This is a genomic window from Phenylobacterium sp. LjRoot97 (genome assembly GCF_964254345.1).
Taxonomy (GTDB): domain Bacteria; phylum Pseudomonadota; class Alphaproteobacteria; order Caulobacterales; family Caulobacteraceae; genus Phenylobacterium.
The window spans coordinates 2,852,842-2,876,943 of sequence record NZ_CAXUTH020000001.1; the positions used below are offsets into that span (position 1 = coordinate 2,852,842).

Sequence of the window (24,102 nt, forward strand, 5' to 3'; positions counted from 1 at the left end):
AGAACATACAGCGAACTTGTTAAGTATAGCCGCGCCGTCTGTGGACGGCGGTGGATAAGCGGGAGGGAAGTACGGACCAGACGGCCTATAAGCCGGGTTCTGTGCCGCCCGCGAACGGGCGCGACGATCATTCCTCTGGACCGTCCATTGCTGGACGGTTCTCGCGACCTACCCGGACGCCTCAGGCCTATGACGGCCCTACCCCTTGCGGGGCGCGGAATCCCTATTCGGTCTTGCTCCTGGCGGGGCTTGCCATGCCGTCCCTGTCACCAGGTCCGCGGTGGGCTCTTACCCCACCCTTTCACCCTTACCCCGGTCGAAACCGAGGCGGTCTGCTCTCTGTGGCGCTATCCCTGGGGTCGCCCCCGGCGGGCGTTACCCGCCGCCATGTCATAGTGGAGCCCGGACTTTCCTCGACTGCCCGAAAGCAGCCGCGATCGCCCGGCCGTCTGGTCCGCGCGCTAAGTGGGCCGCCCCGCGGCCGCGGTCAAGCACCCCGCGCCGCCAGCTCCATCCCAATTCGTCCCATTGGCCGCGCGGCTTGCAGATCACCGCTCGCGCGCCTAGCTTCGAGGGGATCGTCCAACAGAGGATGCGAACGTGTGTGCTGTGATCGATTGAGGCCCTGAGGAACCCAGGCTGACGCCTGCTCCCGACCCGCGGCGCGAGACGCGCGGGCGCTTCATCTCGATTGGACACATGATGCCGAAACCCCAAGACCCGGGCGCGCCTGCGCCCCATCACGAAGCCGACTCTGCGCCGCTGACGCCGGCCGAGCGCGCTCGCGCGATCATTGAACAGCAACTGGCCAGGAAACAGCACGGCGGCCCACCGGGCCAGAACGGCGGCAAGCCGGGCGGCGTGCACAAGCCCGACAAGGGCGGCTGGTCGCCCGCCCCGATCCGCCCAGGCGGCAGAGGACGGAGGGGGTAAGCCCCACAACTCGTCATGGCCGGGCCGCTAGGTCCCGGCCATCCATAGACCCAGACTAGCCGCGCGAGGCTCGCGTGTATGGATCCCCGGCTCGCTGACGCGGCCGGGGATGACGAACACGTAGGTTAGAACTCGGCCGAACCGCCGTCGCAGGGCACCACCGTACCGGTGGTGTAGGCGCTGGCGCGGCTAGCCAGGAAGATCGCCACGCCGGCGATGTCCTCGGGCGTGCCGATGCGGCCGCGCGGGTTCGACTTGGCGATGGCGTCGCCGGCCCGGGCCAGGGTCGCGGCCATCATGTGGCTCTGGAAGGGGCCCGGCGCGATGGCGTTGACCAGGATGTGCTCGGGGGCCAGGCGCTTGGCCAGGTGGCGGGTCAGCATGATGCAGCCGGCCTTCGAGGTCGAATAGGCGTAGGTCTCCAGCGCCGGCGGCTCGATGCCGTTCACCGAGGCGATGTTGATCACCCGGCTAGGCTCTTCGTGGGTGGCGGCGGCGCGCAGTTGCGGCAGCAGCTTCTGGGTCAGGAAGAAGATCGACTTGACGTTCAGGTCGACGGTCTTGTCCCAGCCGTCCTCGGGATATTCGTCGATCGGCGCGCCCCAGGTGGCGCCGGCGTTGTTGACCAGGATATCGAGCTTGTCTTCGCGCTCTGCCAGGGCGGCGGCGAGGCCGGTGATGCCGTCCATGTTCGACAGGTCGAAGGGCAGCGAGATGCAGGTCCCGTACTTCGACAGCTCCTCGGCCAGCCCATCACAGACATTGGCCTTGCGCGAGGAGATGTAGACCTTGGCGCCGTTCTCGACATAGCCGCGGGCGATCATCTCGCCGATGCCGCGGCTGCCGCCGGTGACCAGGGCGACCTTGCCCTCAACGCTGAACAGATTGCGCATCGAATACGTCCCTCAATTTCGAAATATAGGTATGGCGAAAGGCGGAAAACTCGTGGGCAGCACTGCTGACCGGCGTCGCGTCCGCCGTCAAGCCGGCGTCAGCAGCAGCCCCATGGCGATGTCATCCTCCAGCCGGCCGTCCGGCATGCGCACGCGCTGGACAAACCGCCCCTCGATCACGAAGCCGAGCCGCTCGTAGAGCCGGATGGCGTCGATATTGCCCTCGCGCGCCATCAGCTCGATGCGGGTGACGGTCGGCGAGAGCGCCCGCGCCGCCTCGAACAGGGCCGCGAACAGCGCGCGCCCGACGCCCCTGCCCTGCCAGGCCGGGTCGACGGCGATCGTCAGATCCGACAGCACGTGGGCGAACTGGTCCGGTCCGATGCGCGAGGCGTGGATCTCGCCGGCCAGCCGCCCGTCGATCCAGGCGCCCAGGCTCACGCCGCCTGCCTGGGCCTTGGCGAGGAAACCCTCGACATAGGCCAGATCCATCTCGTCCGGCCGCCGCGCTAGGCCGCCCGAGCCGCCGGCGGCGGCGCGATAGAGCGCCAGCACCAGGGCCGCATCGGCCGCGGTGGTCGCGCGGATCACCGGTTCGCTCACGTCCCCGCCGCCGCCCGCAGCAGGCCGATCAGCCGCGCGCGAGTCATGCCGTCGGCCACGCCGTCGATCTTCTCGGGCCGCCAGTGACGCTGGAAGGCGCTCACGATGGTCGCGGTGTCGGCGTCGTACTTGCCCGACGGCGCGCTGTCGTAGCCGAGCCGGGTCAGCCCGGCCTGCAGGGCGAACACCCCGGCGCTCTCTTCGCCCTCGGACAGCGGCGCGCCCGGCGCGGCGTCAGGCTCGACCCACAGGCCGTGGCCGGCCTGCGCCAGGGTCTTCCAGGGAAACAGCTCGCCGGGGTCGATCTTCCGGGCCGGTGCGACGTCGGAATGCCCGATGATGCGCACGTCCTCGATATCCCAGCGGCTGCGGATATCGGTCAGCAACTCGATCAGCGCGTCGATCTGCGCCTTCGGGAACGGGCGATAGCCCCACTCGTGGCCGGGATTGACGATCTCGATGCCGATCGAGCGGCCGTTGATGTCGGTCTCGCCCTTCCAGGAGGAAACCCCCGCATGCCAGGCGCGACGTTCTTCCGGCACCAGCCGGAACACGCGCCCGTCCTCCTCGACGAGGTAGTGCGACGAGACCTTAGATTCCTCGTTGCACAGCCAGGCCAATGCCTCCTCGCCGGTCTTCATGCCGGTGTAGTGCAGGACGATGATGTCCGGCGGGACCTTGCGCTCGTTGAAGTTGGGCGAGACGGCTTCAATGAAGTTCATCGGGCCCGTCCCCGCAGGTTGAGCAGCAGCAGCATGATCTGATTGGGCCTCATGGCGATGATCAGCACGCCCGCCAGCGCCACCGCGGCGCCGAAGGCCATGCGGGCGTCGAACGGGTCGTGGGTGATGACGACTCCGAGCCCGATGGTGGCCAGCGGGGTCATCAGGGTCAACGGCGAGATCAGGTTCGCCTCGTAGCGCTGGATCAGCCAGTAATAGGCCGTGTGGCCGAACACCGAGACCACCAGGGCCGAGAAGATCACAGCGGCCCAGAACCGCCAGCCGATCGCCAAGCCGGCCTCGACGCCGCCCGGCTCGAAGATCAGCGACATCGGGATCAGCACCGCGGCCGAGGCCACGCCGACCCAGGCCTGGAACTGCAGCGGCTTGACGCCTTCCATCTGCTTCATCAGCACCGAGCCGAGCGAGCCCAGCACCACCGACACCAGAACGAACGCCAGGCCGCCGGTCAGGGTGAGGCCGTGCGGATCCCACATCACGGCGAGGGCGCCCACCAAGGTCAGGCTTATGCCCAGCAGGCGACGGCCGTTCAGCCGCTCGCCCAGCAGGATGAACGACAGGAAGGTCGTGGTCGGCACCATCAGCTGGCTCACGATCGCCGCCGACGACGGGCTGGCGGTCTTCAGCGCGATGAACATGAAGGCGAACGAGCCCGCCCCCATGCAGACCGCGATCAGCAGCAGCCGCCACAGCGGTCGCGGCGGGTTGCGCAGCCAGGGGAACACCGCCGCCGCCACGATGATGAAGCGGACCGCCGCATAGAACAGCGGCGGGGCGTGCAGATAGGCGACGACGTACTTCGAGACGATGTTGTTGGTCGCCCACAGCAGACAGACGAAGACCAGGAGGGCGAAGTCGCGAAGAGCCATGACCTGGCGGTTAGGCGCGGTTGGACCGCGTTTGGCAAGTGCGCCGCTTGTCTGACGTTTGGGAAATCTCCGATTGTGGCCTCCAGTTCGAGCCCGGAGTTCCAGACATGACCGCCACCCCCTTCCTCGGCCCCGACGTCCAAGACCAGGGTTCGGCCTGGATCGACCCGTCGGCGCGGATTTTCGGCGCGGTGGAGATCGCGCCCGAGGCCTCGATCTGGTGCAACGTCGTGGTCCGCGCCGAGAGCCAGAAGGTCGTGATCGGCCGGCGAACCAACATCCAGGACTTCGTGATGGTCCACGTCGGCTCGGGAACCCCGACCCTCGTGGGCGAGAACTGCTCGATCACCCACCATGTCACGCTGCATGGCTGCGACATCGGCGACAACTGCCTGATCGGCATCGGCGCGACGATCATGGACGGCTGCGTGGTCGGCGCAGGGTCTATCGTGGCCGGCGGCAGCTTCCTGAAGGAAGGCACGGTGATCCCGCCGAACTCCATCGTCATGGGCTCGCCGGGCGCGGCGACCAAGAGCCGCGACAACCGCCGCGCCAATGCGCTGAACGCCTTCCTCTACTGGCGCAACGCCCAGGCCTACGCCCAAGGCGACTATCGCCTGTGGTCGAAGGACAGCTTCCGCGGCGAAATGGCCGCGGAAGTCGCGCGCCTGACGGCCCTATTCGGCTAGGCGTTCGCCGCCTCCGGCGCTGCGCCCTCGGCCATCGCCGCCTGGTCCATGAACATCACCTCCCAGACGTGGCCGTCGAGGTCCTGGAAGCTGCAGCCGTACATCGGGCCCATATCGATGTTCGGCTTCCACGCCTTGCCGCCCGCGCTCAGCGCCTTGCTCAAGAAGCCGTCGACCTCGGCCCTGCTGTCGGCCGAAAGGCAGGTCAGGACCTCGGTGGCCTTGTGGGCGTCAGCGATGTCGCCGGTGATGAAGTCCCTGAAGCGATCGTGCTCGATCAGCATGGCGAAGATGTTCTCGTCGATCACCATGCAGGCGGTGTCGGCGCTGCAGAACTGCTCGTTGAAGCCGAAGCCGAGGGCGCCGAAGAACTGGCGGGACGCGGTGACGTTCTTCACCGGCAGGTTCACAAAGATCATTCGCATGGGGTCGCTCCTGAAGATGGATCTGATCCTAGGACGGGCGACCTGCGCCTGTCCCGACATCCGACGCGAACTTTTTCCGGCAGACCCGCCTGACGCGACCATATTGGAGGGATGACGATCGCCCGCGTCCGCGTCATCGACCTGGAGACCTCGGGGACCTCCGCCCATGAGGTGTGCGAGATCGGCTGGCAGGACGTGGTGCAGGACGCCGCCGGCCGTTGGGCCCTGAACGACGAACGCGGCGCGAAGTTCGTCAATCCCGGCCGCCCGATCTCGACGGCGACGATGGCGATCCACCACATCATCGACGCCGACGTCGCCGGCGCGCCGTTCTGGAAGGACGCCGCCCCCGACGCCCTAAGGCCCGCTGGAGGGGTGCTGGCGCTCGCCGCGCACCGCGCCGCGTTCGAACAGCGCTATTGCACGCCTGCGCTCAGCGGCGGAGCGCGGTGGATCTGCACCTGGAAGTGCGCCTTGCGCCTCTGGCCGGACCTTCCCAGCTTTTCGAACCAGGCGCTGCGCTATGAGCGGATGCCCGCGGGCCTGGATCGCGAGACCGGCCTGCCCGCGCACCGGGCGATGCCCGACGCCTACGTCACAGCGCACCATCTGCGCGACATGCTGAACCTGGCGTCGGTCGAGCAGCTGTTGGCCTGGAGCGACGAGCCGGGCCTGCTGCCGCGCGTGCCGACCGGGTCCGAGCGCGGAAAGCCCTGGACCAGCGTCAGCGCCGAGGCCCTGCAGACCTTCGCCAGGGACCGGGACCCCAATCTCCGCTTCACCGCCGAAACGGAACTGCGCCATCGAGGGCAGATCGAGGCCCAGGCCACGCCACCACCACAGCAACGCACCTTGCTTTGACCCACGAAAAAGGCGGCGCTCCGAAGAACGCCGCCTCGATATCCGCCGTGCGTGCTGGCCTTAGGCCGCCGCGCCGAGGCTCAGGTTTTCGTAGCGGGCCAGGTTGTGATCGGTCGAGCCGAAGGCGCTCTCGATCATGGTGGCGCGCTTGAAGTAGTGGCCGATGGCCATCTCGTCGGTCATGCCCATGCCGCCGTGCAGCTGGATGGCGTTCTGGCCGATGAACTTGGCCGCCTTGCCGATCTGCACCTTGGCCGCCGCCGCGCCCTTGGCCCGCTCGACGTCGCTGTCGCTGAGCTTGATGTCGGCCATGTAGGTCATCGAGATCGATTGCTCGAGGTTGATGAACATGTCGACCATACGGTGCTGCAGCACCTGGAACTGGCTGATCGGCTGACCGAACTGCTTGCGCTGCTTGGTGTATTCCAGCGTGCCTTCATGCAGCTTGCGGAACACGCCACAGGCTTCGGCGCAGGTGGCGACGATGGCTTCGTCGATGACCTTCTCGACCAGCGGCAGGGCGGCGCCCTCCGCGCCGATCAGCGCGTCGGCGCCGACCGAGACGTTCTCGAAGGTGACTTCCGAGGCGCGGAAGCCGTCGACGGTCGGGTAGTCGCGCGTCGTCACGCCCTTGGCGTTCTTCGGCACGATGAACACCGAGACGCCCTGGGCGTCGCGCTGGCCGCCGCCGGTGCGGGCGGTGACGATCAGGTGCGTCGCGTACGGCGCGCCGATGACCACGGCCTTCTGGCCGTTGATGACGTAGCCGCCGCCGTCCTTCTTGGCGGTGGTCTTCAGGTCCTGCCAGGTGTAGCGGGCCTGCGGCTCGGCATAGGCGAAGGCGATGATCGTCTCGCCGCCGATAATGCCGCCGATCAGGTCGCTGGCGCCGGCGTAGCCCGAATGCTTCAGGAAGCCGCCGCCGATCACCACGGTGCCGAGGTAGGGCTCGACCACCAGGGCTTTGCCCAGCTCTTCCATGATGACCATGTTCTCGGTCGAGCCGCCGCCCAGGCCGCCCAGTTCCTCGGCGAACGGCGCGCCCAGGATGCCGAGCTCTTCGGCGAAGGCCTTCCACACGTTCGGACGCCAGCCCGGCTCGGCCTTCAGCGCGTCACGGCGCTGCTCGAAGCTGTAGTGGTCGGCCAGATAGCTCGCGACGGTGTCGCGCAGCATCGACTGTTCTTCGGTGAAGCTGAAATCCATCTGGTTTCCCCGTGCATCACCCCGCCCGGGCGCTCCGGCCCAGGCGGGAAATAGGCGTTGTTATGTGACTTAAGACGATCGGCGCTTAGAGGCCCAGCACCATCTTGGCGATGATGTTGCGCTGGATCTCGTTCGACCCGCCGTAGATGGAGGTCTTGCGCATGTTGAAGTAGTTGCCGGCCGCGCCGTCGGCGTAGTCGGGGCCGATATTGGCGTTGTGGCCGAGGTCGCGCAGGTACGGCGCGCCGTAGTGGCCGACCGCTTCCAGCACCAGTTCGGTCAGGCGCTGCTGGATCTCGGTGCCCTTGATCTTGAGGATCGAGCTTTCCGGGCCCGGCCCCTTGCCGCTGCTTTCGCCGGCCAGGGTGCGCAGTTCGGTGAACTCCAGCGCCGTCAGGTCGATCTCCAGTTCGGCGACCTTGCGCTTGAAGAACGCGTCGGCCAGCAGCGGGCCGCCGGCGTCCGAACGCTCGGTCCCGGCGATCTCGCGGACCTTCTCCAGGCCGCGCTTCGAGCGGGCGACGCCGGCGATGCCGGTGCGCTCGTGGGCGAGCAGCGCCTTGGCGCAGGTCCAGCCCTGGTTCTCGTGGAACACGCGGTTCTCGACCGGCACCTTCACGTTGTCGAGGAAGACGTCGTTGACCTCATGGCCGCCTTCCAGGGTCGTGATGCGGCGCACCTCGATGCCCGGGGTCTTCATGTCGATCAGCAGGAACGAAATGCCCGACTGCGGCTTGGCGTCCGGATCGGTGCGGACCAGGAAGAAGCCCCAATCGGCGTGCTGGCCCAGCGTCGTCCACGTCTTTTGGCCGTTGACGATGTAGTACTCTTTGCCGTCGTCGCCGGTGACGCGCTCGGCCTTGGTCTTCAGCGAGGCCAGGTCCGAACCGGCGCCCGGCTCCGAATAGCCCTGGCACCACCACACGAGGCCGTCGCGGATGCCCGGCAGGAACTTCTCTTTCTGCTCCTGGGTGCCGAAGGTGTAGATCACCGGCGCCAGCATCGAGACGCCGAACGGCAGGATGCCCAGGGTGTCGGCGCGGGCCTGCTCTTCCGACCAGATGTACTTCTGGGTCGGGGTCCAGCCGGTGCCGCCGAACTCGACCGGCCACGACGGCGTCGCCCAGCCCTTCTTGGCCAGGATGCGGTGCCAGGAGAGATAGTCCTCCTTGCTCAGCTCTTCGCCGCGATCCTGCTTCTCGCGCAGTTCCTTGGGATAGTTTTGGGCGATGAAGCTGCGGGCCTCCTCACGGAAGGCGGCGTCTTCAGGCGAAAAGTCGAGGTTCATAGGCGGCTCCCAGGCGCGAGCATTTACAGCGTATGTCGTTGGCCGCGGACCATACGCGCGTCGCGTGACGATGTGAAGATGACGCTTACGTCAACGTCACTTCAACTTATCGCGGTTCAGTTAGTGAAGGCGATCAGGAACTCCGCCCGCCGCGTGCCGTCGTCGGGCGTGTCAGGCGTAGGCGATGCCGCATTGAGCGCACCCACGACCTCCAACGCAGAAGCCCGAAGCCCGCGCTCCGGCCCCACCACCCGACAGTCGTCGAGATCGGCCTGCGGATTGATGCGGCAGTTCAGCGTTATCCGGCCGGCAGGCATGCCGGGACGCCGCACTTCGAGCGTAGGCAGCTTCCGTACAGTTCCCGCTGGAAGCCGGTAGCGGATGTTCAGTCTGAACGGCCTCCCTGCGACGGGCTGCCCTCTCTGATCCAGGGGCTGCATGAAGAAGCCTGAGGACAGTTTCTGAGCGGCCGCGCCGAAGCCCGCCCCCTTCGGCGTTTCCGTCACCAGAACGCAGCTAGTGAGCGTAGCGGCTTCAGTTACGACGCAATCGAGGGTCGCCGCACCTTCAAGTCCCCCACGCAGCGCCGCATCAGGGTAGGCCATGGCGATGTCGGCCCCGGTTGGACGGCGAACCCAGACCGGCTCCTCGACCGGGCCTAAAGCCGCAGCGGCCGCCAACATCAGTAGCGTGACCAAACGCACCTCCGTCGAAAGTAGCAGAACGAGTTATCTCGCGAACCTTCGCCTTGCGCCAGCGTTGGAGCCGTTGCGTCGCGCCTTCGCGGCGTGCATCCCTTAGCCCCATGCCGCGCATTCTCACCTACAACGTCCACCGCTGCGTCGGCACGGACCGACGCTTGGACGTCGGCCGAGTCGCCGAGGTGATCGCGCGGCTCGAACCCGACATCGTCGCCCTGCAGGAACTGGATGTCGGCCGGGCCCGCACCGGCGGCGTCGACCAGGCCCACCAGATCGCGCGACGCCTGAAGATGGCCTTCCACTTCCACCCGGCCCTGCGGGTCGAGGAGGAGCTCTATGGCGACGCCATCCTGACCACCTATCCCGAGCGGATGATCCAGACCGGCCCCCTGCCCGGCTACGCGCCGATCCCGCGGCTAGAACCACGCGGCGCAGTCTGGATCTCGGTCGAGGTCGAAGGCCGCCCGGTGCAGGTCATCAACACCCATCTCGGCCTAGTGCCGCGAGAACAACAGCTCCAGGCCGCCTGGCTGGCCGGACCGTCCTGGCTGGGTCACCCGATGCGCCAGGGCCCGACCATCCTGCTCGGCGACTTCAACGCCACCGGCTCGTCGGTGGTCTACCGCACCCTGGCCGCCAAGCTGGCTGCGGCGCGGCGGCTGTCGCCGCACAGATCGCCGACCTCGACCTTCCCGTCGGCCCTGCCGGTGCTGCGCATCGACCACATCTTCGTCAGCCCTGACATCAAGGTCGAAAACGTCTTCGTGCCGTTCGACCCGCTGACCCGCGCGGCCTCCGACCACCTGCCGCTGGTCATGGACTTCAGCGTGGCATGAACCGGGTGTGCAGCGGGTCCTCGGTGTAGAGCAGGTCCCGCCGCCGGTTGGCCCGCCAGGAGTCGCCCACGCCATAGGGATCGCCGAGGTGATAGGTGGCGATGATCTCGCCCAGCGGCGTCTGCTTCATCGGCAGGATCGGCGACAGCCGTCCCTCGGCGTTCAGGAAATCGATCGCCGAGATCATGCCGCCGCGCTCGGCCCGAGCCTTGGCCACGGCGTCGCCGGTGCAACCCAGGAAATGCCCGATCAGCCGGTCGCGCAGCGCCCCGATGGTCAATTCCTCGCCGCCCTCCTCGACCTGCACGCCGAGCTCAACCTCGGTGTCGAAGCCGCCGGAGCGGTTGTTGAGGTTGGCCGACCCCACCCGCGCCAGATGCTCGTCGATGATCGTCACCTTCGAATGGACGATGATCTTGGTTCCGGCCGGGGTGGTCGGATACCAGGCTCGGAACCGCCCGAAGATGTCGGCCGCACGCAGTCGCCAGAGCATGTTCGAACGGGCGCGATCCATAGTCAGCTGATCGAACCAGCTGGGGCTCTGGCCGGTTGAGATCAGCACCACCTCCGGCCCATCCGGCTCGGCCAGCCGCTTGGCCAGCGCCGCCGCGTAGAGCGGCGAGGCGAAATACTGGTTCTCCAGATATATCAATGACTTCGCCTCCAGGATCGACTCCAGCGTCAGGCGGCGGATTTCAGTGACGGCCGGACGCTCGTCCCAGGTCGGCTCGGTGCGCTGGATCGAAACGTCGACATTACTCAGATGCGCGGGGACGTAGGCGGGCCAGGGATCCTCGTCCGACATTTCCGGCTTGGGCAGCGCTTCGCCGGTGGCGCGCCGCCAGCGTTCGCGCGCCAGATCGCCCAGCGCGGCGGCGGCGGCGCCGTCGACCATCATCATCACCTCGTGGCGAGGGGCGTGGTGGTGCTGATCGGGCATGATCCGGCGCGGGTCGTGCTCCAGGTGGCCGGGTGTGTCCCAGCGATCGACGCTGATGTCGCCGCCGCCGCAGAACGCCAGGGCGTCGTCGACCACCAGCACCTTCTGGTGATGGCAGGCGCCGAACGGCACGTGGTCGTCCAGCCAGAACTTCACGCCAGTGCCGCGGAACCACTTGCGGGCCTTGTGCGGAAAGAACTGCTGGCTCGCGGCGATCGGCAGCGCCGACTTCCAGATCAGGATGCGGATGTCGAGATCCGGCCGCGCCTTGGCCAGCGCCACCAGGATCCGCCCCACCTCGTCAGGGTCGGCCGGGCCGTCGAAGCCGTCAGGGAACAGCCGCGCGCGCGGATCGAACCCCCACCCCAGCAACAGGACCGAGCGGCGCGCCTTGCGCAGCGCTTCGAAGACCGCGGTGAAGTAAGCCTCGGTGTCGACCAGAAAGGCGGCTCGGCCCGCGCGTTCCTTGCGCCAGCACGTCTCGCCGGGCCTCAACAAATCCATCACCGACCCATTCGCCCAGCTACGGCCTCCACCCATCAAAGCGTACGGCCAAGCCTGGTTCCGCGGCAAAAAGAAAAGAGCGCCCGGCCGGGGGGACGCGGGCGCTCAGTCGGGAAGCGACTGCCGGGTGGGGTCCGACAGGCGGTCGGGCGTTAGCCCTTGTAGGCCTGGCAGGGGCCGTTCAGCTCGGCGACGAGGCGCGCCTTGCGATCGGTGTTGTCGGTCTTGCCTTCGCGCTTGGCCTTGTCGAACTCGGTCTTGCCGCGATCGGTGACGAAGGCGTTGCGGGTGCGCCCTTCGCTCTTGATGAAGGCGTCCATCGAGGCGGTGTCGACGGTGGCGATGCCGGACTCGGCCAGGCCGCGGCAGCGGTTGGCCTTCAGGTAGTCCACGTCGCTGATGGCGGCGGAAGCCGAACCGGCCGCGGCCAGCAAACCAACGGACGTCAAGGCGATGGCGAACAGTTTCATGGCGTATCTCCCTCGAAATTCAATGAGGGGAAACTGCTCGCGAGACCACGAACACTCAAATGAATTCCCAGCAATGATTAGTATTCGTAGATTAAATTAAAGTCATGATCCGAAACCTTTACTACACAACATAAATATCTTGTAATGATTGGGAAGCGACGCGAAGCTGCGCCATGACACTTTCGCTCAAGCTTGACGCCGCCCAGGTCAACGCCCTGCTTCGAGGCGCGTTTCCCGACGGATCGGACGCCCACTTCCCCAAGGTGACCGAGGTCGCGCCGGGACGTGCGGTGCTCGTGCGGGCGTATCACGACAGCATGCTGCGCCCTGGGCGGCTGATCTCGGGCCCGAACCTCATGTCCCTGGCCGACACCGCGGCCTATGCGCTGGTTCTCGCGCACATCGGCGATCAGTTGATGGCCGTGACCAGCTCGCTGGTGATGAACTTCCTGCGCGGCGCCCAGCCCGGCGACCTGCACGCCGAGGCCCTCATGCTCCGGCTCGGCCGACGCAGCGCGGTCTGCGACGTTAGGCTCTGGACCGAACATCCCGAACGGCTGGCGGCCCAGGCCACCGTCACCTACGCTATCCCCTGATCCGCCGCGCGCCGAAAGCCATGACCGACACCCCCGCCAGACCGCCCGCCCCCATTAAGACCCCCTGCATCAAGGTCTGCGTCGTCGATGGCGAAAGCGGGCTCTGCCTCGGCTGCTATCGCCGGCTCAGCGAGGTCGCCGGATGGGCCAAGCTGAGCGACGAGGATCGCGCGCGGATCATGGACGAACTGCCGTCGCGCCGCGGCCAGATCCGCCCCGAAAAGTTGGCAATGTTTTAACCTTAAACCTTTGCTGTAGTTAGGTTTTCCGCAAGCTTCGATTCACGCCTTGCAAACCCCGCCGGCGTAAGGTCCCCGCCGAACAGGGCCGAAAACGGCCCGCGGTGAGCCGAAAGCGGCGAGGTGTGGGATATGCTCAAACTGGCGATCGTGGCGCTTCTGGGCGCCGTGTCTGCGGTGGGCGCCGCTGAGGCCCTGAACACCCTGACCGACCCGAAGCCGGAACTGCGCGCAGCCCTCGCCATCGCGCCGCAGCCGGCGCCCCACGCCCAGCCCGCCTCGATCGCCAAGGGCGGCGACGGCCACTATTGGGCCGAGGCGGACGTCAACGGTTCGCGCGTGCGCTTCCTGGTCGACACCGGCGCCAGCGCCGTCGCCCTGACCCTGGCCGACGCCCAGCGCCTGGGCATCGCCACCGACAAGCTCGACTACAACTACAAGGTCGTCACCGCCTCGGGCGAGACCCGCGCCGCCGCCGTGACGCTCGGCCGGGTGTCCGTCGCCGGCGCCGCGCTCAACGACGTCCAGGCCATGGTGATCGAGAGCGGGCTGGAAAGCTCGCTGCTCGGCATGACCTACCTAGGCCGCCTGGCCAGCTTCGAGGCCACGCGCACGGCGCTCATCCTGCGCCCGTAGGACCTCGGCCAGGGCCGCGTCGATCACGCCCATGCCCGCCCCGGCCTTCACGCCCTCGACCGTCAGCACGCGCCGCCACGCCCGCGCGCCCGGCAGGCCGTGGAACAGCCCCAGCATGTGCCGGGTGATCGCCGCCAGGTGCGTCCCGGCCGCGAGTTCGCGCTCGACATGGGGCCGGTAGAGCTCGACCGCCCGGAAGCTGTCGATGTCCTCGACATCGGCGCCGAACACCCGCCGGTCGACCTGGCCCAGCAGCGCCGGCGTGTGATAGGCGGCGCGCCCCAGCATCACGCCGTCGACGGCGTCCAGATGCTGCTCGGCCTCGTCCAGCGAACCGATCCCGCCGTTGATCACGATGGTCAGGTCGGGCCGCTCGCGCTTCAGCCGGTGCACCAGCGGATAGTCCAACGGCGGCACGTCGCGGTTTTCCTTCGGTGACAGCCCCTTCAGCCACGCCTTGCGCGCGTGGACGACGAACAGCGAAACGCCCGCCTGCGCGCAGAGATCGACCAGCCGGAACAGGCTTTCCTCGGGATCCTGGTCATCGACGCCGATCCGGCACTTCACCGTCACCGGAACCTTCACCGCCGCGGCCATCGCCGCCATGCACTCGGCCACCAGTTCAGGCTCGCGCATCAGGCAGGCGCCGAACCGGCCGCTCTGCACCCTGTCGGACGGGCAGCCGACGTTCAGGTTGATCTCGTCATAGCCCTCGGCCTCGCCGATCTTCGCCGCGGCGACCAGATCGGCCGGCTCCGAACCGCCCAGTTGCAACGCCACCGGATGCTCGGCCGGGTCATAGGCCAGCAGCCGCTCCCGGTCGCCGTGCAGCACCGCGCCCGTCGTCAGCATCTCCGTATAGAGCAGCGCCCGCGCCGACAGCGTGCGGTGCAGGCTCCGGCAATGCCGGTCCGTCCAGTCCATCATGGGTGCTATACTAAGTAAATGATGTTGCGTTTTCAATGACTTCTCGTTATCTTTCAACATCCAAACGCCCCGCTTTCACCCTCGAACACGCGACGTTTTTCGACCCGTTTCGCCACTCTACGAGACCCCAACGCACCCAATCTGCACCTCAAAAATGGCCTCGATCCGAAAACAAAAGTCCGGTGCCTGGCGCGTCCAAGTTCGACGAAAGGGTCGCTCCTTGAGCGAGACCTTTGTCAGTCGCGAAGACGCCAAACACTGGGCCCTTGAGGCGGAACGACAGATCGACCGCGGGCAGAGTCCGACAAAGTCACGCATCGCTCGGATGCGCACGCTCGCCGATCTCATTGATCTCCATATAGCAGATATGAAGGAAGTGGGTCGGGCCCCAGGCCGATCCAAACTCGCCACTCTGGAAATGCTGCGTCGCGAGCTCGGGTCCAAAACGATCCTCGAGCTCGACCGAGACCGCATTATCCAGTTTGGCCGCAGGCGTTCGGCTGGGGGAGCCGGCCCCGTCACGCTCTCAATGGACATCGGCGCAATCAAGCTCGTCATTTCGCATGCGGCGGCAGTACACGGGCTCCCCATAAGTACAGAGGGGCTCGACCTCGCTCGGATCGCGCTCAAGCGATTGGGACTGATCGGAAAGAGCAACGAGCGCGACCGCCGGCCGACGGAAGAGGAACTTCAAGCCCTGTTCGCGCACTTCGACGCCAACGCACGCCTCACGATGCCCATGAGCCGCATAATCAAGTTCGCCATCGCGACAGCGATGCGTCAGGAGGAAATTTGCCGCGTTACGTGGAGCGACCTTAACGAGCGCACGAAGATGCTGACCATCCGCGACCGTAAAGACCCTCGGGCGAAGAAGGGCAACGATCAGCGCATCCCCCTCCTCGCGGTCTCAGGGTACGACGCAATGGCGCTCATCGAGGAACAGCGCGCACTCCGCGCAAACGATGATCGGATCTTCCCGCATCATCACAAGTCAGCGGGAACGGCGTTCACGCGCGCCTGCAGAGACCTGAAGATCGAAGATCTCCACTTTCACGACCTTCGGCACGAGGGCACCAGCCGGCTGTTCGAAGCTGGCTTCGCCATTCACCAGGTCGCACTCGTGACCGGCCACAAGGACTGGAAGATGCTCCGGCGCTACACGCACCTGAAGCCGGAGGCGCTTCACGCGATAGCCGCAAATTACGCGGCCTAACGCCCTTCCCAAATTGGGAAATTTAATTGCTTCCCAATTTGGGAAATGCTAGAGGTGCGGTTGCATGAACGTAGTCGCGTTGCGAACCCTTCAAGCGTTCTGGGCTCGACACCCTAATGCCAAGGGGCCGCTCACGACTTGGTACAAGTTGGCGCGCGCAGCGGAGTGGAGCACCCCGCACGACGTCAGGGAGACCTTCGGCTCGGCCGACTTTCTGACCGATAATCGTGTGGTCTTCGATGTCGGCGGAAACAACTACCGGCTCGTGGCGCGCATCTCCTACCCGTTCAAGCAGGTGCTGGTGAAATTCGTCGGTACCCATGCGGAGTATGATCGGATTGATGCGACGTCGGTCTGATCTGGCGGTCGAGGAGGCCCAAATGAGCTTGGACACCAGCCTGCGCCCTATCCGTAGCGAAGCGGAGTTCGAGGCCGCACTGCAAGAGTATGAGAGCTACTTCGCCAATGAGCCGCTCCCTGACACGGAGAGCGCATACCGCTTCGAGGTGCTCGGACTACTGCTGGCGAAGTACGAACAAGACCACTACCCCATCGCTCCTCAGGACCCCGCCGAGGCGTTGGCGCAAATCATGGAAACTAAGGGCAAGTCGCAATCGGACTTGGCGGCCGTGATTGGCGCCCCGCGCGCATCGGAGGTGCTTAAGGGGAAGCGCTCTCTATCGCTCGATCAGATCCGGCAGCTTCGGAGCGCCTGGAACGTACCAGCTGACGCTTTGATCTGACGGACCTCGAAGCGTCTACGCCCAACGCCCACCATAGACCTCGATTTGCAGCTGGATCCGTTCGAGACCGCCATGGAGAAGCTCGATCGAGAATCTGGACAATCAGGTTCTCGAGGTGTCAGCGGTCACGACGGAATATCAGGTCCGCCGCTACGCTTTGCCGGCACCGTAGGCGGACGGCCCGCCAACTGAGAGATACATCGTCTAAGCGCGGTAGCGTTAGTCAGCGCGTCAGTTTCGGACATGGACCGCGGGCGAAAGCTGATCTGCGCCGACAGGCCAACCTCAGGTGTGACTCAGGCTAGACAAATCGATTAGAGTTGTATTGCGGGCGCTGGGGGCGGTCGCGCCGCAATAGCGCGGCGTCTCATTTGCGAGGACAGATGCGGTTCCTGATCCTGCGGGTGCTCACCCACAGTGAACTGGGGATGTTCCATGCCTACCGCAGGCAGGGGAAGGAAGGATCGCGCCAACGGGCCATCAACTTCGATGGGGCCGTTGTGGACCGCGTATTCCCCGCCGCGGCGGATACCCAGCGCATCGCGATGGACCTGCGCTACGACACCGATCACGGCGTTGCGGATCACACCTACTTTCTCACGCGACAGGCCAAGAACTGGCGCATGGAAGGTCATTGCCCGCCTGACGCCGTATACGATTTTGTGGACCCGGGCTGCCTATTTGCTTTGGAGGTGGACTCCGGCGTCAGCCCCGCGAAGGGCGCCTGGGTGGTCTTTCCGCCCGCCGCGGAAATCACCGGCCTCGTGCTCAGCGACGGCGCCACCGGCGGGCTGCTGCGCGCCGGCATGATCGCCCTGCACGGCGAGGAAGGCCTGCGTATCCAACGGCTGCTGCACAATGCACGGCCCGACATGTTCAGCCCGGCCGACGAGGCCGAATCCGGAAATGCGATGACCACGACAACCGAGAACCGTCCCGGGCGGCGGCGGCTTCCGCCGAGGGCGGCGCGGACCGCCGATATTCTGGGTAATACCGGCCACACCTTCGAGACCGCTGTGGCGGACATCGTGGACAACGCCATTGGCGCGCGGGCGACGGTGATCGATATCACCTTCGGCCCGCCGGATGGCGGGCACGGCCGCTGGCTCGCCATCACTGACAACGGTGACGGCATGAGCGCCGAGAAGCTCGACGAAGCGATGACGATCGGCAGCGACACCGGCTACGACGACCATGCGCTGGGTAAGTTCGGCTTTGGCCTGAAGGGTGCGTCCTGGTCTCAGGCGCGGGCGTTCACCGTCGTCACGCGCGAGCGTGGGGCGCCGGGCGTGCACCTCACCTGGGACAAGGCCGACCTCGGCGACTGGGAGGCGTTGGAGACGCCGCTCGAGCCCTGGGAGTTGGACGCAACTGCGCTGGGCGAGCAGGGCACGTCCGTGCTCTGGAAGGACATGAAGCCGGGTGTGGCCAGGCCCGTCGCGCGCGGCGTGACGCCCCACACCGTCGAGGTCATCGCCCTTCAGCGGCACCTGGGCGTGGTCTTCCACCGCTTCCTGGAAGGCAAGGCCACGGCGCGCGCGCCTATCACCATCCGCGTGAACGGAACGCCGGTCGAGCCCAACAACCCCGTCGGGCATCCGCTGACCGAGCCTTATGACCGCAAGTCGATCCGCGTTCCTCTGGAAGGCGGCGACCATGCCATGGTCGAGGTCCAGCCCTTCCTGCTGCCGTCGGAAGGCGAGGTGAAGGCGCAGCATCCGGACGAGCCGGAGATCGCAACGGAAGAGCTGCAGCGCCTCGGGATGTGGGGCAACCGCAATCAGAGCCAGGGCCTCTACATCTACCGCAACGACCGCCTCATCAAATGGGGGGGCTGGGAAGGCATCTGGACGATCGACGAACACACCAAGGCTGCGCGGGCGGTGGTCGATTTCGGCAAGAAACTCGACGGTCCATTCGACATCAACATCAGCAAGATGCAGGTCAAACTGCCCGGGCATATCCTGGCCGAGATCGAGCGTGTGGCCAAACCCGTGCGCGCTGAGGCCCGCAAGAAGTTCGGCAAGGACACCCGCCAGCCGAAGCCCCCCGCCAGTCCCCCGCCCCAGCCTCCGGCGGGAGGCCCTGCGCCCCAGCCCGGTCCGAGCGGCGGCCCGACCCCGACGGGGCCGGCTCCGGGCCCGGCCGCGCCCCACTCGCCGCCCCCGGCCTCCCCTCCTCCGGTCCCTGCCCCGCCGGCGGTGGCAGTGCGGTCGGTGACCAGCACCAGCTATCTGTGGCGGCTCACCACCAACATGGTGACGAACGGCCGCGAACTCTGGGTGAGCGAACAGAACCCCGATCTCGCCGCCGTCTTCAGGGCGGTCAAGGACGATCCGGTCGCCGCCGCGCACCTTGCCGCCTTTCTCGACGCGTTGGACAGCCTTGAGGTTCAAAAGGCGCTTTCGGCACCGGCGGCGGGCTGATGTCGATCGTCAGGATCCTGGCGACGCCCCCTCAGGCGGCGCACTGGACGGACCGACTTGATGTTGCAGATTGGCCCGGCTGGACACGGCTCGAACAGGCCCTGATCGGCGGAGGGAAATGGAAACCCGATCAGGTCGCTTCACTTGCTTCGGAATCGCTACGCGTCCTGCGCCATCTCCGCGACCCGCTCGCCAATGACCGGTTCGAGGGCCGCGGCCTTGTGGTCGGCTACGTCCAGAGCGGCAAGACCGCCAATTACACTGCGGTGGCGGCCCGGGCAGTGGACGCCGGGTACCGCATGGTGATCGTGCTGTCCGGCATCCACGACGCCCTGCGCAATCAGACGCAGGTCAGACTGGAGCGGGAGCTTGTCGGACTGGAGCCCGGCGAAGCGTCTCCGGACGGTTGGACCCTGCTGACCAACGCCCACCAGGACTTCCAGGGGGCGGACCCGGCGGTGCTGGATTTGGGCGGTGCCTTTCTCCTGGTGGTGAAGAAAAACGTCGCCATTCTCGAGAAGCTGAACGCGTGGCTGACGGCGGCCGGTCCTCGACTCGCCGCTATTCCCACCCTGGTCATCGACGATGAAGCCGACCAAGCCTCCATAAACACCCGCGGCAACCGGCCGGAAGACCCCGCCGTCGATGAGGACGATGAACCTGTTTCGGTCCGCCCGGGACGCAACGGGCCGTCGGCGACCAATGCGCTGATCCGCGGCACTCTGAGCCTGCTGCCGAAATCGACCTATGTCGCCTATACGGCCACGCCCTTCGCAAACATTCTGATCGATCCACAGGCGACCGACCGGCGTGTGGGCAAGGACCTGTTCCCGAGCGACTTTGCGCTGCAGCTGGCGCGGCCTGAAGGCTACACCGGAACAGAGGAGCTCTTCGGGGTCAGCGCCCAGGGCCGCGATGTCCTGCGCCCGGTTCCGGACGCTGATGTCGGGCTGCTGCGGCGGACACGCGCCCGCCGCAGCGCCGCCGTGACGGCTTCGGTGGCCCAGGAGCTTCTGCCCGAGTCCCTGTCGGACGCCTTTCTGACCTTCTGCCTGGCCGGATCGATCCGGGAGCAGCGCCCCGAGCTCGCGGGACGCCCGCATACCATGCTGGTGCATGTAAGCGCGCGCACCGACGATCAGGCGCGGATCGCCGGCGCGATCCGCGAGCAAAGAGACATCTGGCGCGAAGCGGTTCTTCAGGGCCACGACCTCTCGCCCATGTTCGGAGACGTGCTCGACCGCCACCTCGCCGGCGTGGAGTCGCCCGCCGACCGGGCCTCCCTGATCGACGGCGCCTTGCGGGTGATGCGGACGCTCGAGGTTCTGGAGCTGAACAGCGTCACCGGGGAGAACCTCGAATATGAGAGCCGCCCCGGCCGCCATCTGGTGGCGGTCGGCGGAAACCGGCTCTCGCGGGGGCTGACACTGGAAGGTCTGACGGTCTCCTACTTCCTTCGCACCGCCACCATGGCCGACACCCTGTTGCAGATGGCCAGGTGGTACGGATTTCGAACCGGCTATGAGGATCTGATCCGCGTCTGGACCACGGACGGCATCGCCCAATGGTTCACCGAGTTGGCCCTCGTTGAGCAGTCCCTGCGCGATGCGCTGCGCGCCCTGGCCCGCGCCGGGCGCCGTCCGGACGAGATGGCGATCCGGCTGCGCGCGCACAGCGGGCTGTTGCTGACCGCCCGCAACAAGGCCTCCATGGCCGATGAGGTGCAGGAGTCCTGGTCGGGCGAACACCCGCAGACCGTCATGCTTCCACTGCAGGACGCGCCCCGGCTGACCTACAACCGCCAACTCGCCGACGGCTTCCTGGGCAGCATCGGGCCGGGAGGCGCCACCACAGGAGGCTGGCTGATCCGGGACATCCCACCCGAGGTCATCTGCGAGTTCCTGCGGCGCTATCGCACGCACGATGATGTCGTCGCGTTCCGGGGCGATCCGCTTGCAGACTGGATCATGGGCCGGGTCGCCGCGGACGAGCTGACCGACTGGTCGGTGTTCCTGGCCGGCGCGCAGCAGGGCGCGAAGGTGGAGCTGGGCGGCATGACCACGGGTCTCGTAACCCGCAAGGCGACCAGCTCCCAGGGCATCGGCATCCTCATCGATCCACGGCATGAGGGCGTTGATCTGCCCGGCGGGCCGGAAGCGTTCGTTCGCGCCAGCGGCAATTTTGACACCGAGGCCATGCGTGCGGCCCGGCCGCCGACCCAGGGTCTCTTGCTGATCTACCCCCTGAACCCTGAACCGCTCGGGGTGATCGCGACCGATACGGTGATCGGCCTTGCCCTCAGCCTGCCCCGGACCTCCGACGGGGCTGGATCAGCGATCGTCAACCGGGGGGTGATTGATGGGTGACGGGGCCCCCTCGCCCGCGACCTGGGCGGCGCTGCGCGCAACGCGCCCGAACGTCGAAGACGCCCTGGTCACCCACGAGGTGCTTTGGGATGAACTGGCCACCGGCATTCTTATGGGCATGGACCAGGCGGGCGATCTGCATGTCCTGATCCCGGTCACCGCCGGCCCGAAAAGGGCTGAACCTCCGGATCTCACCGGTCTTCGGGTCCGGCACCTGATCACCGGTGCGGGGGAATTCCTCGGTCTGCGGGCTCCGGCCTCGCACGAGCGGGTGTTCACACCGTTCTGCAACGAGGTGATCAAGGCCATCCACGGTGGGGGCCGCGATCCCTGGGCCGTGGTCGCCTGGGCGATCCGGGAATGGCAGTCCGCATTCCGGCCCGGACGCCAGGCGATGTCCCGGCCGGTCCAGGTCGGCCTTGCCGGCGAGCTGCTCGTCCTGCAGCGGATCCTGGTTCCCGTCCTGGGTCCTCAGGCGATTTTCAACTGGTCGGGGCCGGACAGCGCACGGCACGACTTCGTGGTCGGCCCGGTCCACCTCGAGGTCAAGACGACGCGCGGCAGTCGCCACGAGCACGAGATTTCCAGACTGGACCAGCTGTGGGCGGCCGAGGGCGACCGCCTGTTCGTGGCCTCGGTGCAGCTGGAAGATGTCCAGGGCGGGCATTTGACGCTGGCCGTGCTCATCGATGCGATCTCGGACGCGATCTGCGGCGACAGCGCCGCGGTCGATGACTTTCTGCTGAAACTGGTCCGGTTGGGCTGGGACGACGAGATGCGTCGCTCGGGCGAGCTGATGACGTTCAATCCAAGGGATTTCACGCTGCACGAGGTTGACGCCGGGTTTCCTCGCCTGCCGCCGGACTTCCGGGTGCCCAGCGGGGTGATCGACATTCGCTACACGATCAGCCTCGCCAACCTCGACCCGTTCGACGCCGCCGACTTCGCCGATCTGATCGCGGCGGGCGCCCCGAACTAGTGAGCCGCCGCCCGGCGCAGCTCGACCAGAACCGGCGCACGCGCAGCTGCGGCCGCCTGAAGGTCCTCAAAGATCACCTCGGCCAGGCCAAAGGCCATCAACGGCGGCACGGCGTTTCCGATCTGCCGGAACGCCGGGTTCATCGTGCCGCGGAAGATGAAGCCGTCCGGGAAGGACTGCAGGCGCGCCGCCTCGCGCACCGAGATCGTGCGGGCCTGGGACGCGTCGTAGTGGATGTGGGAATAGGTGTCCTTGCCAAGATGGGCCAGGAGGGTGCGCGACGGGAAATCGGGCCGCAGCTTCCACCAGCGATTTGGGAACTTGCCGGTGTCGTAGGGAGGCACAACCTGCCGCCAGAGGTGGTCAAAGGCGGCTGTTCCCTCGCGCAGGCCCTGGGCGGCCGCCATCCGGCGGGCGATCCTGGCGGCGGTGGCGTGCGCTTCGGGATATTCGGCGCCCGGCCGCATTTCGGCGAAGGTCTGTAAATCACGCGGCAGCGCCCGGATGGCGTGGTCCCACACCCCCTCCCCGCCGGCAAAGCCTGGCCAGTCGTGCCGCATCAGCCGCGCATAGGGTGAGAGATTGGCGCCCGGACGGTAGGGAGCCAGCTCGTCAAACCGCCGCGCGCCGCGGGTCACCGAGGAGCCCAGCAGGAATGGGAGGTCCCCAAGCGCCTCCTGCGCTGTTACGGCGTCCGGCAGGCTGTCGTCGCCAAGATCGGGCTCGTGATAGCCGGACATCCCGCGGCGATCGACATAGCGCAACGCGACGGCCCGGGTGCCCGCATAGCCGGGGGGGAGCTCGATCTTATGGGTCGCTTTGGGGAAGCGGATCGGTCGGTCGAGTTCGCGCCGGTAGCCGATCAGGAAGACGCGGTCGCGCATCTGCGGGACGCCGTGGAAGGCGGTGTTGATCAGGGAATAGCGCGCGACATAGCCGAGGTCGGCCAGGGCCTCGACGATCTCCTGGGCGATGTTGGTGTGGGCGTAGTGCAGAATGTCAGGGACGTTCTCGATCAGCACCGCAAGCGGCCGCAGCACCCGGACATATTCGAGGTAGCGCAGATATAGGTTCCCGCGCGGATCGACCCGGAAGGCCTCGGGATGGTCCGCCACCTCACGCAACTTGGCGCGGCCCACACGGGCATAGGCCTGGCACGGCGGCCCCCCCACCAAAACATCGATCGCGTCCTCGACCGGTCCAAGGTCCAGCTGCCCGACCAGATCCTGCGGATCCATTTTGGTCATGTCCCGCGGCCGGGCATGAGCCTCAAAGTTGTCGGCGTCCCGGTGGAAATTGGTGGCGTGGGTAAGCGCCGCCAGGGCATCGAGCTCCAGCGCGCCTTCAATATCGAAGCCAGCCTTCCGGAAGCCCAGGCTGATCCCGCCGGCGCCTGAGAACAGGTCCAGCACGCGCGGCGCTTCGCCGCGACGAAGGCGCGCGAGTTTCCGCTCCAGCGCAGGGTCCGGACGAAGATCTGACATGGCGTTCATCAGTGCGGCTCTCACCTACGTCCCGCCCCCGGAAACGCGACTCGGCAAGGTCAGGTCTTCCTGCTTAGCACGCCCTCAGGTCGAGTTGAGCCCGGCGGCCCCAAGAACTTCTGGATAGAACAGAGGACCGCCGCTTCGTCCTTCGCCTCGCACTCCCAGACCGCAAGAACCGACCATCCGAGCATCTCGAGGGCCGCTGTCGCGGCTAGGTCGCGCGCGACATTGCGATTCAGCTTTTCTTCCCACCAATCGGCGCGGCTCTTCGGCAGCACTGAATTACGGCAGCCGTGGCGGTGCCAGAAACAGCCATGCACGAAAATCACCTTGCGACGACCGGGAAAGACCAGGTCGGGCCGCCCGGGCAGATCGCGCCGCTGCACCCGGAACCGGTAGCCCAGGCCATGAAGCAGCCGGCGAAGACGCGTCTCCGGCTTCGTGTCCCGCCCGCGGATCGCCGCCATATTCCGCCGCCGGGTCGCGCTTACACTTTCAAAGCTGGGACGAGGCAGGGCCATGTCGCCTT

Annotated in this window: 26 protein-coding genes and 1 other RNA gene; 13 read left to right on the forward strand and 14 right to left on the reverse strand. The window is 66.7% G+C overall.

From position 1 onward, the window contains the following. Nucleotides 1–72: 72 nt before the first annotated feature. An RNA gene (gene rnpB / locus ACSQ2H_RS14180) (RNase P RNA component class A) lies at nucleotides 73–453 on the reverse strand. 249 nt (nucleotides 454–702) lie between these two features. On the opposite strand from rnpB, the gene ACSQ2H_RS14185 reads away from it, so the two are divergent. Beyond that, on the forward strand, nucleotides 703–933 hold the full coding sequence (locus ACSQ2H_RS14185; RefSeq protein WP_436062033.1) for a hypothetical protein: 231 nt from the start codon (nucleotides 703–705) through the stop codon (nucleotides 931–933). A gap of 125 nt (nucleotides 934–1,058) precedes the next feature. On the opposite strand, the gene ACSQ2H_RS14190 is transcribed toward ACSQ2H_RS14185, so the two are convergent. The 4 genes from ACSQ2H_RS14190 to ACSQ2H_RS14205 form a co-directional block, all read right to left on the reverse strand. After that, entirely contained in the window at nucleotides 1,059–1,826 is a 768-nt protein-coding gene (locus tag ACSQ2H_RS14190) for an SDR family oxidoreductase (protein ID WP_436062034.1), read from the reverse strand. 87 nt (nucleotides 1,827–1,913) lie between these two features. Then, nucleotides 1,914–2,429: an N-acetyltransferase family protein gene (locus ACSQ2H_RS14195; protein WP_436062035.1), complete on the reverse strand. Its 516-nt coding sequence runs from the start codon at nucleotides 2,427–2,429 to the stop codon at nucleotides 1,914–1,916. After that, nucleotides 2,426–3,151, reverse strand: a complete 726-nt coding sequence (locus ACSQ2H_RS14200) for an N-acetylmuramoyl-L-alanine amidase (RefSeq protein WP_436062036.1) — start codon at nucleotides 3,149–3,151, stop codon at nucleotides 2,426–2,428. Before ACSQ2H_RS14200 ends, ACSQ2H_RS14195 begins: the two co-directional genes overlap by 4 nt. Beyond that, nucleotides 3,148–4,041: a DMT family transporter gene (locus ACSQ2H_RS14205; protein WP_436062037.1), complete on the reverse strand. Its 894-nt coding sequence runs from the start codon at nucleotides 4,039–4,041 to the stop codon at nucleotides 3,148–3,150. Before ACSQ2H_RS14205 ends, ACSQ2H_RS14200 begins: the two co-directional genes overlap by 4 nt. A gap of 107 nt (nucleotides 4,042–4,148) precedes the next feature. Here ACSQ2H_RS14205 and ACSQ2H_RS14210 point away from each other — a divergent pair, with 107 nt between their 5' ends. Then, entirely contained in the window at nucleotides 4,149–4,730 is a 582-nt protein-coding gene (locus ACSQ2H_RS14210) for a gamma carbonic anhydrase family protein (protein ID WP_436062038.1), read from the forward strand. Here the strand turns inward: ACSQ2H_RS14210 and ACSQ2H_RS14215 are convergent. Next, the gene (locus tag ACSQ2H_RS14215) at nucleotides 4,727–5,155 is read right to left on the reverse strand and encodes a VOC family protein (RefSeq protein ID WP_436062039.1); all 429 of its coding nucleotides are present in this window, start codon (nucleotides 5,153–5,155) and stop codon (nucleotides 4,727–4,729) included. The genes ACSQ2H_RS14210 and ACSQ2H_RS14215 overlap by 4 nt on opposite strands. Nucleotides 5,156–5,266: 111 nt before the next feature. Between ACSQ2H_RS14215 and ACSQ2H_RS14220 the strand changes: the two genes are divergently transcribed. Then, complete coding sequence (locus ACSQ2H_RS14220; protein ID WP_436062040.1) at nucleotides 5,267–6,016, forward strand: exonuclease domain-containing protein; 750 nt, start codon at nucleotides 5,267–5,269, stop codon at nucleotides 6,014–6,016. A gap of 60 nt (nucleotides 6,017–6,076) precedes the next feature. On the opposite strand, the gene ACSQ2H_RS14225 is transcribed toward ACSQ2H_RS14220, so the two are convergent. From ACSQ2H_RS14225 to ACSQ2H_RS14235, 3 genes are all read right to left on the reverse strand, one after another. Beyond that, complete coding sequence (locus ACSQ2H_RS14225) at nucleotides 6,077–7,222, reverse strand: acyl-CoA dehydrogenase family protein (protein ID WP_436062041.1); 1,146 nt, start codon at nucleotides 7,220–7,222, stop codon at nucleotides 6,077–6,079. An 85-nt stretch (nucleotides 7,223–7,307) separates the two neighbouring features. Then, a complete protein-coding gene (locus ACSQ2H_RS14230; RefSeq protein ID WP_436062042.1) occupies nucleotides 7,308–8,510 on the reverse strand; it encodes an acyl-CoA dehydrogenase family protein in 1,203 nt (400 codons plus the stop codon). 116 nt (nucleotides 8,511–8,626) lie between these two features. Next, on the reverse strand, nucleotides 8,627–9,208 hold the full coding sequence (locus ACSQ2H_RS14235) for an energy transducer TonB (RefSeq protein WP_436062043.1): 582 nt from the start codon (nucleotides 9,206–9,208) through the stop codon (nucleotides 8,627–8,629). Between the two features lie 107 nt (nucleotides 9,209–9,315). Here ACSQ2H_RS14235 and ACSQ2H_RS14240 point away from each other — a divergent pair, with 107 nt between their 5' ends. Continuing rightward, nucleotides 9,316–10,047, forward strand: a complete 732-nt coding sequence (locus ACSQ2H_RS14240) for an endonuclease/exonuclease/phosphatase family protein (protein ID WP_436062044.1) — start codon at nucleotides 9,316–9,318, stop codon at nucleotides 10,045–10,047. On the opposite strand, the gene ACSQ2H_RS14245 is transcribed toward ACSQ2H_RS14240, so the two are convergent. Beyond that, nucleotides 10,034–11,491 (reverse strand): phospholipase D-like domain-containing protein, encoded by a 1,458-nt coding sequence (locus tag ACSQ2H_RS14245; RefSeq protein WP_436062045.1) that lies wholly within the window; start codon nucleotides 11,489–11,491, stop codon nucleotides 10,034–10,036. The genes ACSQ2H_RS14240 and ACSQ2H_RS14245 overlap by 14 nt on opposite strands. Nucleotides 11,492–11,643: 152 nt before the next feature. Beyond that, nucleotides 11,644–11,961 carry a hypothetical protein gene (locus ACSQ2H_RS14250; RefSeq protein WP_436062046.1) on the reverse strand — a complete coding sequence of 106 codons (318 nt, stop codon included), beginning with the start codon at nucleotides 11,959–11,961 and terminating at the stop codon, nucleotides 11,644–11,646. Nucleotides 11,962–12,134: 173 nt separating this feature from the next. Between ACSQ2H_RS14250 and ACSQ2H_RS14255 the strand changes: the two genes are divergently transcribed. From ACSQ2H_RS14255 to ACSQ2H_RS14265, 3 genes are all read left to right on the forward strand, one after another. Further along, the gene (locus ACSQ2H_RS14255) at nucleotides 12,135–12,557 is read left to right on the forward strand and encodes a PaaI family thioesterase (RefSeq protein ID WP_436062047.1); all 423 of its coding nucleotides are present in this window, start codon (nucleotides 12,135–12,137) and stop codon (nucleotides 12,555–12,557) included. 20 nt (nucleotides 12,558–12,577) lie between these two features. Continuing rightward, nucleotides 12,578–12,796, forward strand: a complete 219-nt coding sequence (locus ACSQ2H_RS14260) for a DUF1289 domain-containing protein (RefSeq protein ID WP_436062048.1) — start codon at nucleotides 12,578–12,580, stop codon at nucleotides 12,794–12,796. 132 nt (nucleotides 12,797–12,928) lie between these two features. Next, entirely contained in the window at nucleotides 12,929–13,432 is a 504-nt protein-coding gene (locus ACSQ2H_RS14265) for a TIGR02281 family clan AA aspartic protease (RefSeq protein WP_436062049.1), read from the forward strand. Here the strand turns inward: ACSQ2H_RS14265 and dusA are convergent. Then, nucleotides 13,376–14,419, reverse strand: coding sequence for a tRNA dihydrouridine(20/20a) synthase DusA (gene dusA, locus ACSQ2H_RS14270; RefSeq protein ID WP_436062050.1), 1,044 nt, complete (start codon nucleotides 14,417–14,419; stop codon nucleotides 13,376–13,378). The two genes, ACSQ2H_RS14265 and dusA, sit on opposite strands and share 57 nt — an antisense overlap. A 160-nt stretch (nucleotides 14,420–14,579) precedes the next feature. Here dusA and ACSQ2H_RS14275 point away from each other — a divergent pair, with 160 nt between their 5' ends. The 6 genes from ACSQ2H_RS14275 to ACSQ2H_RS14300 all read left to right on the forward strand — a co-directional run bounded on the left by ACSQ2H_RS14275 (nucleotide 14,580) and on the right by ACSQ2H_RS14300 (nucleotide 22,086). Beyond that, nucleotides 14,580–15,572 carry a site-specific integrase gene (locus ACSQ2H_RS14275; RefSeq protein ID WP_436062051.1) on the forward strand — a complete coding sequence of 331 codons (993 nt, stop codon included), beginning with the start codon at nucleotides 14,580–14,582 and terminating at the stop codon, nucleotides 15,570–15,572. A gap of 64 nt (nucleotides 15,573–15,636) precedes the next feature. After that, the gene (locus ACSQ2H_RS14280; protein ID WP_436062052.1) at nucleotides 15,637–15,930 is read left to right on the forward strand and encodes a type II toxin-antitoxin system HigB family toxin; all 294 of its coding nucleotides are present in this window, start codon (nucleotides 15,637–15,639) and stop codon (nucleotides 15,928–15,930) included. Nucleotides 15,931–15,952: 22 nt separating this feature from the next. Further along, the gene (locus tag ACSQ2H_RS14285; protein WP_436062053.1) at nucleotides 15,953–16,315 is read left to right on the forward strand and encodes a helix-turn-helix domain-containing protein; all 363 of its coding nucleotides are present in this window, start codon (nucleotides 15,953–15,955) and stop codon (nucleotides 16,313–16,315) included. A 383-nt stretch (nucleotides 16,316–16,698) separates the two neighbouring features. Beyond that, the gene (locus ACSQ2H_RS14290; protein WP_436062054.1) at nucleotides 16,699–18,741 is read left to right on the forward strand and encodes an ATP-binding protein; all 2,043 of its coding nucleotides are present in this window, start codon (nucleotides 16,699–16,701) and stop codon (nucleotides 18,739–18,741) included. Then, on the forward strand, nucleotides 18,741–21,107 hold the full coding sequence (locus ACSQ2H_RS14295; RefSeq protein WP_436062055.1) for a Z1 domain-containing protein: 2,367 nt from the start codon (nucleotides 18,741–18,743) through the stop codon (nucleotides 21,105–21,107). The genes ACSQ2H_RS14290 and ACSQ2H_RS14295 overlap by 1 nt, the downstream gene beginning before the upstream one ends. Continuing rightward, nucleotides 21,100–22,086 (forward strand): PD-(D/E)XK motif protein, encoded by a 987-nt coding sequence (locus ACSQ2H_RS14300; RefSeq protein WP_436062056.1) that lies wholly within the window; start codon nucleotides 21,100–21,102, stop codon nucleotides 22,084–22,086. Before ACSQ2H_RS14295 ends, ACSQ2H_RS14300 begins: the two co-directional genes overlap by 8 nt. Here ACSQ2H_RS14300 and ACSQ2H_RS14305 read toward each other — a convergent pair. Continuing rightward, nucleotides 22,083–23,579 (reverse strand): DNA cytosine methyltransferase, encoded by a 1,497-nt coding sequence (locus ACSQ2H_RS14305; protein WP_436062057.1) that lies wholly within the window; start codon nucleotides 23,577–23,579, stop codon nucleotides 22,083–22,085. The genes ACSQ2H_RS14300 and ACSQ2H_RS14305 overlap by 4 nt on opposite strands. 50 nt (nucleotides 23,580–23,629) lie before the next feature. Continuing rightward, the gene (locus ACSQ2H_RS14310; RefSeq protein WP_436062058.1) at nucleotides 23,630–24,094 is read right to left on the reverse strand and encodes a very short patch repair endonuclease; all 465 of its coding nucleotides are present in this window, start codon (nucleotides 24,092–24,094) and stop codon (nucleotides 23,630–23,632) included. Between the last annotated feature and the right edge of the window lie 8 nt (nucleotides 24,095–24,102).

Excerpts from the sequence above, each read along its gene's own strand:
- ACSQ2H_RS14185 (WP_436062033.1), top strand. The coding sequence starts at position 703 with ATGCCGAAACCCCAAGACCCGGGCGCGCCTGCGCCCCATCACGAAGCC.
- ACSQ2H_RS14265 (WP_436062049.1), top strand. The coding sequence starts at position 12,929 with ATGCTCAAACTGGCGATCGTGGCGCTTCTGGGCGCCGTGTCTGCGGTG.
- ACSQ2H_RS14310 (WP_436062058.1), bottom strand. The coding sequence starts at position 24,094 with ATGGCCCTGCCTCGTCCCAGCTTTGAAAGTGTAAGCGCGACCCGGCGG.
- ACSQ2H_RS14230 (WP_436062042.1), bottom strand. The coding sequence starts at position 8,510 with ATGAACCTCGACTTTTCGCCTGAAGACGCCGCCTTCCGTGAGGAGGCC.
- ACSQ2H_RS14215 (WP_436062039.1), bottom strand. The coding sequence starts at position 5,155 with ATGCGAATGATCTTTGTGAACCTGCCGGTGAAGAACGTCACCGCGTCC.
- ACSQ2H_RS14220 (WP_436062040.1), top strand. The coding sequence starts at position 5,267 with ATGACGATCGCCCGCGTCCGCGTCATCGACCTGGAGACCTCGGGGACC.
- ACSQ2H_RS14305 (WP_436062057.1), bottom strand. The coding sequence starts at position 23,579 with ATGAACGCCATGTCAGATCTTCGTCCGGACCCTGCGCTGGAGCGGAAA.
- ACSQ2H_RS14245 (WP_436062045.1), bottom strand. The coding sequence starts at position 11,491 with ATGGATTTGTTGAGGCCCGGCGAGACGTGCTGGCGCAAGGAACGCGCG.
- ACSQ2H_RS14225 (WP_436062041.1), bottom strand. The coding sequence starts at position 7,222 with ATGGATTTCAGCTTCACCGAAGAACAGTCGATGCTGCGCGACACCGTC.
- ACSQ2H_RS14210 (WP_436062038.1), top strand. The coding sequence starts at position 4,149 with ATGACCGCCACCCCCTTCCTCGGCCCCGACGTCCAAGACCAGGGTTCG.
- ACSQ2H_RS14240 (WP_436062044.1), top strand. The coding sequence starts at position 9,316 with ATGCCGCGCATTCTCACCTACAACGTCCACCGCTGCGTCGGCACGGAC.
- ACSQ2H_RS14290 (WP_436062054.1), top strand. The coding sequence starts at position 16,699 with ATGCGGTTCCTGATCCTGCGGGTGCTCACCCACAGTGAACTGGGGATG.
- ACSQ2H_RS14300 (WP_436062056.1), top strand. The coding sequence starts at position 21,100 with ATGGGTGACGGGGCCCCCTCGCCCGCGACCTGGGCGGCGCTGCGCGCA.
- ACSQ2H_RS14205 (WP_436062037.1), bottom strand. The coding sequence starts at position 4,041 with ATGGCTCTTCGCGACTTCGCCCTCCTGGTCTTCGTCTGTCTGCTGTGG.
- ACSQ2H_RS14295 (WP_436062055.1), top strand. The coding sequence starts at position 18,741 with ATGTCGATCGTCAGGATCCTGGCGACGCCCCCTCAGGCGGCGCACTGG.
- ACSQ2H_RS14260 (WP_436062048.1), top strand. The coding sequence starts at position 12,578 with ATGACCGACACCCCCGCCAGACCGCCCGCCCCCATTAAGACCCCCTGC.
- ACSQ2H_RS14190 (WP_436062034.1), bottom strand. The coding sequence starts at position 1,826 with ATGCGCAATCTGTTCAGCGTTGAGGGCAAGGTCGCCCTGGTCACCGGC.
- ACSQ2H_RS14255 (WP_436062047.1), top strand. The coding sequence starts at position 12,135 with ATGACACTTTCGCTCAAGCTTGACGCCGCCCAGGTCAACGCCCTGCTT.
- dusA (WP_436062050.1), bottom strand. The coding sequence starts at position 14,419 with ATGTTGAAAGATAACGAGAAGTCATTGAAAACGCAACATCATTTACTT.
- ACSQ2H_RS14200 (WP_436062036.1), bottom strand. The coding sequence starts at position 3,151 with ATGAACTTCATTGAAGCCGTCTCGCCCAACTTCAACGAGCGCAAGGTC.
- ACSQ2H_RS14280 (WP_436062052.1), top strand. The coding sequence starts at position 15,637 with ATGAACGTAGTCGCGTTGCGAACCCTTCAAGCGTTCTGGGCTCGACAC.
- ACSQ2H_RS14250 (WP_436062046.1), bottom strand. The coding sequence starts at position 11,961 with ATGAAACTGTTCGCCATCGCCTTGACGTCCGTTGGTTTGCTGGCCGCG.
- ACSQ2H_RS14285 (WP_436062053.1), top strand. The coding sequence starts at position 15,953 with ATGAGCTTGGACACCAGCCTGCGCCCTATCCGTAGCGAAGCGGAGTTC.